The organism is Paraburkholderia sp. BR14320 (genome assembly GCF_040948665.1).
GTDB lineage: Bacteria > Pseudomonadota > Gammaproteobacteria > Burkholderiales > Burkholderiaceae > Paraburkholderia > Paraburkholderia youngii.
In genome coordinates this window covers 222,454-234,973 of sequence record NZ_JBFPKG010000001.1, presented here as the reverse complement: position 1 = coordinate 234,973, position 12,520 = coordinate 222,454, and the positions used below count along the sequence as shown (strand labels likewise).

8 protein-coding genes are annotated in these 12,520 nt (G+C 64.0%); 2 read left to right on the top strand and 6 right to left on the bottom strand.

Features of this window, described 5'->3' with window-relative positions:
• Nucleotide 1: 1 nt before the first annotated feature.
• The 5 genes from AB3X89_RS01120 to AB3X89_RS01100 all read right to left on the bottom strand — a co-directional run bounded on the left by AB3X89_RS01120 (nt 2) and on the right by AB3X89_RS01100 (nt 5,397).
• The gene (locus AB3X89_RS01120) at nt 2-982 is read right to left on the bottom strand and encodes an alpha-ketoacid dehydrogenase subunit beta (RefSeq protein ID WP_368581411.1); all 981 of its coding nucleotides are present in this window, start codon (nt 980-982) and stop codon (nt 2-4) included.
• Nucleotides 975-2,090 (bottom strand): pyruvate dehydrogenase (acetyl-transferring) E1 component subunit alpha, encoded by a 1,116-nt coding sequence (gene pdhA / locus AB3X89_RS01115; protein WP_368581410.1) that lies wholly within the window; start codon nt 2,088-2,090, stop codon nt 975-977. Before pdhA ends, AB3X89_RS01120 begins: the two co-directional genes overlap by 8 nt.
• A gap of 361 nt (nt 2,091-2,451) precedes the next feature.
• On the bottom strand, nt 2,452-2,799 hold the full coding sequence (locus tag AB3X89_RS01110; RefSeq protein WP_368581409.1) for an NIPSNAP family protein: 348 nt from the start codon (nt 2,797-2,799) through the stop codon (nt 2,452-2,454).
• Nucleotides 2,796-4,523 (bottom strand): FAD-dependent oxidoreductase, encoded by a 1,728-nt coding sequence (locus tag AB3X89_RS01105; RefSeq protein WP_368581408.1) that lies wholly within the window; start codon nt 4,521-4,523, stop codon nt 2,796-2,798. Before AB3X89_RS01105 ends, AB3X89_RS01110 begins: the two co-directional genes overlap by 4 nt.
• 28 nt (nt 4,524-4,551) lie before the next feature.
• Nucleotides 4,552-5,397: an SDR family NAD(P)-dependent oxidoreductase gene (locus AB3X89_RS01100; RefSeq protein ID WP_368581407.1), complete on the bottom strand. Its 846-nt coding sequence runs from the start codon at nt 5,395-5,397 to the stop codon at nt 4,552-4,554.
• A gap of 122 nt (nt 5,398-5,519) precedes the next feature.
• Between AB3X89_RS01100 and AB3X89_RS01095 the strand changes: the two genes are divergently transcribed.
• On the top strand, nt 5,520-6,452 hold the full coding sequence (locus tag AB3X89_RS01095; RefSeq protein WP_368581406.1) for a helix-turn-helix domain-containing protein: 933 nt from the start codon (nt 5,520-5,522) through the stop codon (nt 6,450-6,452).
• A gap of 24 nt (nt 6,453-6,476) precedes the next feature.
• Here the strand turns inward: AB3X89_RS01095 and benC are convergent, their stop codons facing one another.
• On the bottom strand, nt 6,477-9,266 hold the full coding sequence (benC, locus tag AB3X89_RS01090) for a benzoate 1,2-dioxygenase electron transfer component BenC (RefSeq protein WP_368581682.1): 2,790 nt from the start codon (nt 9,264-9,266) through the stop codon (nt 6,477-6,479).
• A 359-nt stretch (nt 9,267-9,625) separates the two neighbouring features.
• Between benC and AB3X89_RS01085 the strand changes: the two genes are divergently transcribed.
• Nucleotides 9,626-12,397 carry a glucosidase gene (locus AB3X89_RS01085; protein ID WP_368581405.1) on the top strand — a complete coding sequence of 924 codons (2,772 nt, stop codon included), beginning with the start codon at nt 9,626-9,628 and terminating at the stop codon, nt 12,395-12,397.
• Nucleotides 12,398-12,520 lie beyond the last annotated feature (123 nt).

Here is a 12,520-nt window from a genome sequence, read left to right as displayed (position 1 = left end):
TTTACGACGCCTCCATAGCTTGCCGCACCGCCGCGACGATGCGCGAGGCACCCGGCATGTATTGATTCTCGAGCCGGTACAGCGGCACCACCACGTCATAGCCGGTCACGCGCTGCACAGGCGCGAGCAGCGAATAAAGCCCGCGCTCGGCGATATTGGCGGCGATCTCCGCGCCGATGCCGCCCGTGCGCGAACCCTCGTGCACGATCACGCAGCGGCCCGTCTTCGCCACCGAGGCCAGGATCGTGTTCATGTCGATCGGCTTGAGCGTCGCGACGTCGATCACTTCGGCCATCACGCCTTCCTGCGCGAGCAGATCGGCGGCGCCCTGTGCGTCCTGCACGGCGCCGCCCCAGCACACCAGCGTCACATCCGAGCCGTCGTGCAGCGTAAAGCAGGTGTCGAGCGGCAGCCCTTCGCCGTTGTCTTCCACTGTCTGCCGGAACAGCCGATAAAGGCGAGTCGGCTCGAAGAAGATCACCGGGTCGGGATCGCGAATCGCGGCCAGCAACAACCCGTACGCGCGCGCCGGCGACGAAGGCGTGACGACGCGCAAGCCAGGAATGTGCGCGAACAGGGCTTCGGGGTTTTCCGAGTGATGCTCCGGGGCATGGATGCCTGCGCCGCACGGCGCGCGGATCACCAGCGGACAGGTGAGGCGTCCGCGAGTCCGATGGCGCAGACGCGACGCATGATTGAGCACGTGATCGATCGCCGGATACAGAAACCCGCTGAACTGGATCTCGGCGACGGGCTTCAGTCCCATCGCTGCCATGCCGATCGCGGTGCCCGCGATCGCTGACTCGGCGAGCGGCGTGTCGAGCACGCGCTGCGCGCCGAAGCGTGCCTGCAAGCCGGCCGTCGCGCGAAACACGCCGCCGTTCACGCCGATGTCCTCGCCGAGCAGCACGACGGCGGGATCGTGTTCGAGTTCGTATGCGAGCGCCAGATTGATCGCATCGATCATGTTCAGATCAGCCATGGCCGTTGCCTCCGTTCTGACCATGCCGACCATTGCCCGCTATCGGTGCGAATCGCTGCGCGTTTTCCAGTTGCTCACGCATGGCATGCGGCAGCGTCTCGTACAAGTGATCGAACATCGCCGAGGTATCGGAGGGCGGCACAGCCAGATACGCCTCGACGGCTGCCTCGACCTGCGCGTGACACGCCCGGCCGAGTTGCTCGTCCTGCGCTTTGTCCCAGAAGTTCATCCGCATCAGATACTTGCGCAAACGCAGCAGCGGCTCGTATTCCCATTGCTTGCGAATCTCATCCGGGTCGCGATAACGCGTTGCATCGTCGGCCGTCGTGTGATCGCCGAGTCGATAGCTGAGCGCTTCGATCAGCGTCGGGCCATCGCCTCGGCGCGCTTTCGCGAGCGCCGCATGCATCACCTGATGCACGGCGATGACATCGTTGCCGTCGACCTGCAAACCGTCGATGCCCGCCGCGATTGCCTTCTGCGCGAGCGTTTGCGCCGCGCTCTGCGTGCTGCGCGGCACCGAAATCGCCCACTGGTTGTTGTTGACGACGAGCACGAGCGGCGCCTGCCAGACGCCCGCCATGTTCATCGCTTCGTAGAAGTCGCCCTTCGATGTGCTGCCATCGCCGCAAATCGTCACGGCGACGCGCGGTTCGCCGCGCAACTTGAACGCGTAGGCCGCGCCGGCGGCATGACACACCTGTGTGCCGATGGGAACGCAATTTGGAAAGTCGAGCCGCGGTACGCTGAAGTCGCTGCCGCGTTCGTCACCGCCCCAATACAAGAGGCTTTCCGTCATCGTGACGCCGCGCAGCAATTGCGCCGCATGATCGCGATACGAAGGAAACAGCACGTCATCGGCCTGCATCGCGCTCGCGACGCCCACTCCGATCGCCTCCTGCCCCACCGACGAAGCAAACGTGCCGAGCTTGCCAGTGCGCTGCAGCGCGACCGCTTTGGTATCGAATGCGCGGGTCAGCACCATCGCGCGATAGAGGGAGATCAGCGCCTCGGGTTCCCGCGCAAAGGCCGGCAATGGCTGTACGGGCTCGCCTTCGGGACCGAGATATCGCGTATACCCGATGTGAAAACTGGCAGTCGTGGTCATGACCGCCCTCCTTATTCTTCCGATGTGGAATGCGTGCAGGAGATCACGTGCACAACCCGTGCCTGTGGGCGCGGAAGTGCCGGCGCCCTGAACGGCGGTTCGGGCGGCTTATCGTTTGACACGGAAAGCGGGGATAAGGTGCGAAATTTTTCTGCGTAGTGCGTGTCAGTGCAGGAGCCGCATCTTTACGGCAGCACGACGCTGAAGGACATCGAATAGAACTGCCTCGTGCTGGCCGACGGCTACTTGCTGGCGGTCCGCGCAATTGACGATCTGTGGGCCAACCAGACCTGAGCCGCCTCTTCGGTCAAAGAAGCACGCGGGCTCCGCGATGGAGCCCGCTTCGGCCGAATGCTTCGGATTACTTTGCGACGCTATCCAGCGCGGTGGCCCGAATGAGCCGTGTCTCCTGTGCCGTGATCAGATGGCCGGATGCCTTCAGATAGGCGGGGAAGTCCGGGTGCGTATCGCGTGCCAGGCACCGTCGTTCGTAGTCGGCCAGATCGTCATACCCCCACAGGTGAGTGAACTGGTTCTGCGGTCCGACCATACTCGTCCAAAAACCGAGCGGATATCCAAGCGTCTCGAGCAGGATTGGCATCGCGAGCCTGTCGAACACTTCGAGAAACTCGGGCATCTTGCGTAGCGCGATCGTGTAGACCCGGAAATCGACGAGGGGCTTGGCCAGAAACATTGGTTGGGTATTCATGCGTATGCCTTCTCTTTGCGAGTCATCGCTTTGGTGGCGATCGCATTTCCGGTGACGAACCCGAACGTCATATTCGGCCCGTGGGTGATACCGGCGCCCGGGTAGTTGCCGCCCATCACGCTGCGCCGGTCATTGCCGACCGCGTATAGGCCCTCGATCTCGCTGCCGTCGGCCCGCAGCACCTCGCCTGTGACGCTCGTCTTGAGGCCGTCGAACGTGCCCAGATCGCCCATCACCACCTTCACCGCATAGAAGGGGCCGGTCGCAATAGGCGCAACGCAAGGATTGGGCTTGTGGTCCGGATCGGCGAGGTAGCGGTTGAACGAGGTGCGGCCGCGTTGGAACGCCGGGTCTTCTCCGCGCTCGGCATCGCGATTGTAGGCATGGACCGTCACTTCGAGCGCATCGGGAGCGATGCCGCAATTGCGCGCCAGCTCGCCGATCGTGTCGCCCTTGATCAGATAGCCTTTGCGCAGCAACGGCCCCACCGGCATCGGCGCGGGCTTCGCATAGCCCAGACCATATTTGCCGAGCGCCACCTTATCGCAGATCAGCCACATCGCCGTCTCCCGTTCACCCTCGCAGGCGCGCATCAACGCGGCGCCAACGTCGTGGTAGGAGTTCGATTCATTGGTGAAGCGCTGACCGTTGCGCAGCACGCCGATCACCCCGGGCTTATACCGGTCGAGCAGATGCGGGAACACGCCAGTGCGGCCCTTGCCAAACGGCACCTTCGAGACAGGCATCCAGGCCGCCGCATCGGCGAAGCCGAGCTTCACGGCACCGCCCACCTTCTCCGCCATCGTCAACCCGTCGCCGGTATTGCCGACGGGCGTGGGCGACAGATGCTCACCGCCACGCTTCACATGCGGATAGACCTGCGCAATGCGCTTGAGATCGTGCGGGAAGCCGCCACAAGCCAGCACGACGCCGTGCCGGGCGGTGATTCGAAGCTCACCGTCCGCTGCGCTCGCGCGCACGCCGATCACCTTGCCGCTCTTGCTCAGCAGTTCCTTCACGGGCGTCGAAGTGAGGATCGGAATGTCGATCGCCAGCGCCGACTTCGCGAGTCTCGCGGCGAGCGCGTTGCCGCTCGTGACGTTGATCCCCCGCCGGTAGAGCGCCAGCTCCTTGATGTGCGTAGCCAGACGGCGGGCCACATAGAGGAACGAAACGATGGACTTGGTCGCGCGGAAGAAGTGCTTGAGGTCCGCGTTCGAGGAATTGAACATCATCCCCATGAACGTGATCGTCTCGAGCGGCTGCTTGAGGCGGCGCATGTCCTTGCCCAGCCCGCGAATGTCATATGGCGCGGCGAGGATCGAGCGACCGACGTCGACGCCGCCGGGCGCATCCGGGTGATAGTCCGGATAGAGCGTGGGCACGAACTTCATCTCGGTCTCGCGCTCGAAGAACTCGACCATTTTCGGCCCGTTCTCGACAAAGCACTCGACCGCGGCGGCATCGTAGTTATTGCCCGTTTCGCTCATCATGTATTCGCGCACGCGCTCGACGGTGTCAGCCGGGTTCTGCTGTCGGCCGTATTTGCTCAGCGGAATCCATAAGACGCCGCCCGACAGCGCGGTCGTACCACCGAACACGGGCTCCTTCTCGAGCACGATGACATCGAGGCCGCGCTTGCGTGCCGTGATCGCAGTGGCGAGGCCCGCGGCACCCGATCCGACCACGACCAGATCGCAGGTGATCTCCTTGGTCATATCCAATCTCCTTGTCGTTGTGGTGTGACGGCGCTCACGCGGCCGCAGTAGCGTTGAAACCGGGGCGCGGAACCATGTCCATCAGCATGCAATCGAGCCCGCCGTCGACGAGCACCTCCGCGCCATTGACGTAGGCAGCCATATCAGAGGCGAGGAACAGCGCCGGGCCGGCGAGGTCTTCCGGCTCGCCGATGCGGCGGCTCGCGGTGGCGGCGGCGCGGCGAGCCTCGAAGCCGGGCTCCTCGTAGAACTTCGCGGACAGCGCGGTGCGGATCATGCCGGGCAGCACACAGTTGCTGCGCACGCCGCGTGGGCCCCACTCCGCCGCCAACTGCCGCGACAGCAGCAGCACGCCCGCTTTGCTCGGGCTATAGGAACCGCTATTGGTCTGCGGATTGAGCGACGCAATCGACGCAACGTGGACGATACTGCCTTTGCCCGCCGCCAGCATGTCGCGCCCGAAAGCCCGGGCACACAGCAGATAGCCGGTCAGATTGACGGCGATGGCCTGGTTCCAGTCCTCGATCGAGACTGTCTCGAGCGCTCCAGCGCGCAGCAGCCCTGCATTGTTGACGAGCGCGCCGACCGGCCCGAGCTCCGCTCGAACCTTGTCGGCAGCAGCGGCAACCGAGGCTTCGTCCGACACGTCGCAGCCGATCGCTCGCGCCACCGCACCGGCCTTCCGAAGTTCGGCGGCGACAGCTTCAGCACCGGCAAGGTTCCGATCCACGAGCGCGACGTGTGCGCCGACAGCGGCGAACGCGCGCGCGATGCCGGCACCAATGCCACTGCCGGCACCCGTCACCACGCAGACCTTTCCGTTCAAGTTCAGCGCGTACGGGGTCGAGGCCGCTGCGCGATTTTCAAGTTCCTGTCTCATGTAATTACCTTCCTGAAATATGTATGCGATTACGCTTCCTGATATCCGTATCGACATTGAACGCCCCGAGCGCCTGTGGAACAATGGACAGAGTCGACATAGAGCAGGACATAACGTGCATCATGGCCTCTGACCAGCAGCGCCGCCGGACCGTGCTGCATTTCGCGCTCTATGGCGCGGAAGCCGACCAGCCTTGGGTCGACATGGTCCATTACGAGCGCATTCCGCTGCGTGCCGGGCGTTTCGATTTCGACATCGAACCGCACGTCCACGATGCGCTGATCCAGGTGCTCTACGTGACCGCCGGCGGCGGCGAGACTTTCATCGACGGCAAAACCTGGGCCGTCCAGGCGCCATGCCTCGTGGTCGTGCCGGCGCGCTCGGTCCACGGCTTTCACTTCCGCAGCGACGTCGACGGTCACGTGATCACCGCCGCGCAGTCCGCGCTGGAATCGCTGGCGATGACGGCCGCGCCCGAGCTGCTCGAATTCATCCGCACGCCGACGGTGTTGTCGATCGATCCCGCCGTGGAGCGCGGCACATCTCTGGACACGCTGTTCCAGTCGATCGGGCACGAGGCGGAGAGCCACGAGCGCTGGCAGTTCACCGCGGGCGCCGCACTCACTATCACCCTGTTCGTCAAGATCGGGCGTCTCAGCGAGAGCGCCCGGCTCTCAGCCAGTTCCGAGCAGCGCACGATGGCCGCGCGAATCGAGCGGTTCCGCGCCCTGCTCGACCGCCATTGCCGTGAGCGGCGCCCGGTCGCCAGCTATGCCGGCGAGATGGGCGTCACCACCGGCCAACTTTCGCGGATCTGCCGCGCTACGTTCGGGGTCTCGGCCATCGAGGCGATCGATGCACGCTCGATTCATGAGGCCAAGCGGCTGCTCGGCTATTCGACGCTCAGCGTGAAGCAGATCGCCAGCGAACTGGGCTTCCAGGACGAGGCGTATTTCGGACGCTTCTTCCGCAAGCAGACGGGACTGCGGCCAACCGAATACCGCTCCGCAGCGCACGACCGATCCTTGCCGCCTGAAAAGGCAAGAGCGAACTGACTCGCTCTCGCCCCTTGATCCGCTTCAGGCCGACAACGCCCCCAGCTTCACGAACAGATGCTCGGGCCCGGAGTTGGTCAGATTGTTGCCCCGCACATACTGGATCGGCCTTGCCGGATCGAGCGCAATCTCGCCGATCTTGCGGGCCAGAGCCTTCGTCGCGATCAGCGTCTCCAGCTTGGCGAGCGGCGCACCGAGGCATTTGTGCATGCCGTTGCCGAAGCCCAGATGACCGCTGGAATCGCGGTCGATGTCGAAGGTCTCGCCATCGGCAAACTTGCGGCTGTCGCGGTTCGCGGCCGACAGCAGCAATCGCACCACCGCGCCCTTCGGCAGATCGACGCCCGCGACGGTGGTCGCCTCGGTGGTGATGCGGCTCACGCGCTGGACCGTGCCACGGTAGCGCGCCACCTCCTCGACGTAACGCTCGGCGTCGGCGGGGTTTTCGCGGATACGTGCCAGCAGGTTCGGCTGTTCGGCGAACATGCGAAACGCGTTGGCAACGAGGATGGTCGTCGTGTCGTGCCCGGCGATGAACACGAACGCGCACAGCTCCTTCGCTTCCTTTTCGGAAAGCAGCCCGTCTTTCCACATGCGCGCGATATGTCCGCCGATCGACTGGCTGTCGGTCAAAGCGAGCCGCTCCATCGCTTCCTTCAGGTAAGCGAAGAAGGCGTGCGCGCTCTGCTCGTCGGTACCGGTCCCCGGCGCATTGCGGGCCAGGCGCCCGAAATAGCTAAAGGTCTCGTCCGACCAGAACTTCATTTTTTCCTCATCCTCGTTCGGCACGTCGATCATCGCGGAGATCGTCGAGATGCTGAGCGGGATCGCGAAATCGTCGACGACGTCACCGCCGCCCTTGGCGATCATCACGTCGAGCAAATCCTCCGCCCTTTGCGCGATCTGATCGATAAAGGGATCGAGCGCCAGCGGCAGGAACGACGGCTGGACGACCTTGCGCAAGCGCGAATGCGCGGGCGCATCGAACAGCGTCAGGAACGTCAGCGGCGGCGGGCTGACCACCTCGGAGGAAAACAGCTTCGGATTGCGGATCGCCTGGTAGACATCGTCATAGCGCGACAGGAACCACACGTCCGAAGTCGCCGATTGGCAACGCAGCACCGGCGCATGCTCCCGCATCCAGCGGTAGTGCTCGTAAGGGTCGCCTTGCGAGCCGTCGTCGACCACCTTGAATGGTTCCAGCCCCTCGGGCCAGTCCAGCTCGTGTGAATAAGCCGGAAGCGTGCTGCCCGAGAATGGACACACCTGCGGCGCGCTTTGCGGCACGGCAGGCGGGAGAGCGGGAGCCGCTGCGGCAGCCGGTGCCGTCTTGCCCGTCGCCATGCGCTCCAGCGCCCGGCTCATCGTGGCCTTGGAATGGAGCGCATGCAGCGCAATCACGTCCCGCGCCGCGTTCAGGTCGCCCAGTTCGAAGGCGGCGACGATGTCCCGATGCTGCTGGACGATATCGCCGACGATCTCGATCTGGTCGGTCAGCGCGCGAGCGATGTAGTCCTGCACGGCCAGCTGCCGGTAGAGCGCGATCAACTGCGCGTTCCCGGAAGCTTCGATCGTGAACAAGTGGAACGCGTGGTTCGCCTCGATGTAGCGTGGCACGTCGGTAAAGTGCCGCCCGCGCACGAACGGCGCGGTCGCCTCGGCGAGCTGGCGGAAGGTGATCAGTTGCTCGCTCGACAGCCGGCCCATCGTCAGTTGAGCCGCCCCCAGTTCGAGCGCCATGCGCAGGTCGAACGCTTCATCGACATCGACAGGAGCGATGCGCTCCTCGCCGGTCTGGACCACGAGGCCCGTGCCGGCGAACTTCTCATAGTAGAAATTGCGCGGCGTCAGCCCCTCTGACGACAGAAAATCGCGCACCGCATCGACCATCGGCGGCGGGCCGCAGAGATAGACATCCGCTTCGCCACCATTGAGCTGGGACGCGTTGATGTGGTGGGTCACATAGCCCTTGTTGGGATAGGCACTGTCAGGGTTGGAAACGGTGCAGGCATACGTGAAGTTCGGCAGGCGCTGCGCATAGGTTTCGAGCCGGTCGATGCCGACCAGATCCTCATCGGTGTTCACACCGAGGATCATGTGGATCGGATACGGACTGCCGCCGTCCTCGACGATCTTGTCGAGCATCGACAGGAACGGCGCGAGACCCGTGCCACCCGCCAGAAACAGCACCGGCCGCTCGATGGCGCGCAGATAGAAGCTTCCCATCGGGCCGCGAAATTCGATCGCGTCGCCGACTTTGGCGGTTTCGCAGAGCCAGCTCGACATCACCCCTTGACGCACATTGCGCACAAGGAACGACACGTGCGGCTCGGACGGCCCCGAGCTGAACGAATAGGACCGGGTCTGATCGGTGCCGGGCACCTGGACATTGACGTACTGCCCGGGAAGAAAACTGAGATCCGCGCGGTTCTCGAGCTCGACCGAGAAGGCGATCGTAGTGTCCGACGCTCGTTGGCAGGCGACGATCCGCCCCTTGTGGGAGGACGGGCCGGTTCCCGAGACATCGGAGTTCGTGGCGATCTGGATCACGCAGTCGGAGCGCGGGCTCATCTGGCAGGTGAGAACCTTGCGGGCGCTCACCTCGTCCGGGCTCAGCGCATCTTCCACGCAGTCGCCCAGAACGTACTCACCGGACTCGCAGACCGCCTTGCAGGTGCCGCACACGCCATCACGGCAATCGAGCGGGATATTGATCCTGGCGCGGATGGCGGCATCGGTGACGCGCTCGCCCTCCTCGCAGTCGATGAAGCGGGTCACTCCGTCCTCAAAACGGAGGGTTATCTGGTGGGCCATGCCGGTGTCTCCTCTAGAGCCGCCCGAACAGTCCGCTTCGCTGTCGGTATGTTCGGGCGGGTGGCGCGCGAGGTAATCTTGTTTCTCTCGCAAGCGCCAGGTGGGCTTAGTGGCGCCAATTTAGAGCCTGGGCCGCGTTCGCCTCAATGGACAGAGACGACGTTTGCCCGGACAAAACGTGCATCTAGATGGATACCCGATGGCGTTCGTAGTCTGCCCCTCACTGCTTCGGAGCCGAACTCAATAACGCCAAACGGCGCCTATCATCCAAGTACCGCCCGGCGGCGCATGCGCCACAGCACCGGGGTGGATTCACGCACCAAACGTGTTCGGCAGTCGATCCCGGATTGGGAGGTCACATGTCATCGCTACGCGCAAACGATCTGCTCCGTTCGAAGGAAGGAAGCCGTCTGCATGGCCCGGACCTCGATTGCTGGCGCCGCTGGGGGCCTTATCTGAGCGACCGGCAGTGGGGCACGGTTCGCGAGGACTACAGCGACTACGGCACCGCCTGGGAGTATTTCCCCCACGATCAGGCGCGCAGCCGCATGTACCGCTGGGGCGAGGACGGCATTGCCGGATTCGGCAACGACCCACTCGACTGGTGCGTGTCGCTCGCGCTCTGGAACGGGCGCGACGCCATCCTGAAGGAACGGCTGTTTGGCTTGACCAATGCGCAGGGCAATCACGGCGAGGACGTGAAAGAGCTTTACTTTTATGTCGATGGCACGCCGACGCACTCGTACATGAAGATGCTCTACAAGTACCCGCACGATGCGTATCCGTATCAGGACCTGATCGACGAAAACGGCCGGCGCGGCGCCGATCAGCCCGAATACGAAATCCTCGATACCGGCGTGTTCGACAACGATCGCTATTTCGACGTCTGGGTCGAGTACGCGAAGCACACACCCGACGACATCGTGATGCGCATCAGCGTCGAAAATCGCGCGGATCAGCACGCGCCACTGCATGTGCTGCCGCTCCTCTGGGCGCGCAACCGCTGGGCGTGGTCAGGCAAGCCCGGCAGGCCGTCGCTGACGCTCGAGACGGAGTCCGCCGAAGGCGCGCGGGTGATCGCGCACAATCCCGCGCTGGGCACGATGATCGTCACGGCCTCCGCGCAGCAGCCGATCGAATGGCTGTTCTGCGAAAACGAAACCAATGTGCGCCGCATTTTCGGCATCGCCGGCGCGGGCCCGTTCAAGGATGGCTTCAACGATTACCTCGTCGATGGCGACGAGCAGGCGATACGCCGCGACGCGGGCACCCGCGCCGCCGCGCATGTGGCGCTGTCGCTCGCGCCGCACGAACGCGCGGTGCTGTATCTGCGCTGGCGTCCGGCGGCACTGCCGGGCATCACGCGCGACGACGCGCCGCTCGACTTCGAAGCGCTGTTCGCGCGCCGGATCGCGGAGGCCGATGAGTTCTACGCGGCGCTCCAGCACGATATCGCCGACGCCGATGCACGGCTCGTGCAACGCCAGGCGCTCGCCGGCATGCTATGGACGAAGCAGTACTACCAGTTCGACGTGACGCGCTGGCACGACGGCGACCCCGGTCAGCCGAAGCCGCCGAAAGGACGCCGGCACGGCCGCAACGCCGACTGGCGGCATATGTGCAACGGCGATGTCGTCTCGATGCCGGACAAGTGGGAGTACCCGTGGTACGCGTCGTGGGATCTCGCGTTTCATGCCGCCGCGTTCGCGATGATCGATCCCGACTTCGCGAAGAAACAGTTGCTGCTGCTCGTGAAAGAACGGTACATGCATCCGAACGGGCAGTTACCCGCCTACGAATGGGCTTTCGGCGACGCGAACCCGCCCGTTCATGCATGGGCGACCTGGCGCGTGTACGAACTCGACCGTGAAGTCACGGGCGTCGGTGACCACCAGTTTCTCGAAGTGATGTTCCACAAGCTGCTGCTGAACTTTTCGTGGTGGGTCAACCGCAAGGATGCGGAAGATCGCAACATCTTCCAGGGCGGCTTTCTCGGGCTCGACAACGTCGGGATCTTCGACCGCTCTTCCCCGCTGCCGACGGGCGGCCGCATCGACCAGGCCGACGGCACCGCGTGGATGGCCTCGTATGCGCTCGACCTGATGCAGATCGGACTCGAACTCGCGATGACGAACAACGCGTATGTCGAAATCGCGGTGAAGTTTTTCGAGCATTTCCTGTATATCGCGGAAGCCGTCGGTTGCAGCGAGGGCTGCAGAACAGGGTTGTGGGACGGCCGCGACGAGTTCTTCTATGACGTACTGCATCTTCCGGACGGAACCCGTGTGCCGATGCGCGTTCGCTCGATCGTCGGTCTGATTCCGCTGTTCGCCGTGCATGTGCTCGAAGAGCGGATATACGGTCACCTGCCTGGCCTGCGAGAGCGGCTCGCGTGGTTTCTCGATCACCGGCCGAATCTGGCCAAGCTGGTGTCGCGCTGGACCGAACCCGGCAAGGGCAATACCACGCTGCTGTCGCTGCTGCGCGGATACCGGATGACGGCGCTGCTGCGCCGCGCGCTCGACGAAGACGAATTCCTGTCCGATCACGGCGTGCGTGCGCTGTCGCGCGTGCATCGCGGTACACCGTACGAGTTCGATCATGGCGGCGCACATGTCTGCATCGAGTATCAGCCGGCCGAATCGGATTCGCGCGTATTCGGCGGCAATTCGAACTGGCGCGGACCCGTGTGGATGCCCGTCAACTATCTGCTGATCGAATCGCTGTATGAATTTCATCGCTACTACGGCGACGAGTTCCGCATCGAATATCCGACGGGGTCAGGCAACCGGTGCTCGCTCAGCGAGATCGCCGACGGTCTCGCACGGCGTGTCACCACCCTCTTTTTGAAGGACGAGCACGGCATGCGGCCGGTGATGGCGGCTTATCCGCAATTGCAGGCCGACCCGCGTTCGTCTGATCTCGTGCTTTTCCACGAGTACTTTCACGGCGACAGCGGGCGTGGCGTCGGCGCTTCGCATCAGACGGGCTGGAGCGGTCTCGTCGCGCTGCTGCTGCAGCCGCGTCTGATGAAGCTGGCCCATGTGGCGTCCGATATCGCCACCGCTGCCGAAGATGTGCGGGCAGGCGCGCCAGTCGCCGAAGAGACACTCCCCACGATGGCACGTTAGACGACGCTCGCCTGCGGCAATCTTCATAACGCCTGTCGGACCAAAGTCTCATTGACCGACCGCAAGGTCGCGTGTCTTATTGGTTGGGGAGACTCCACGTGCCCGAGGAGTCTCCATTTCATC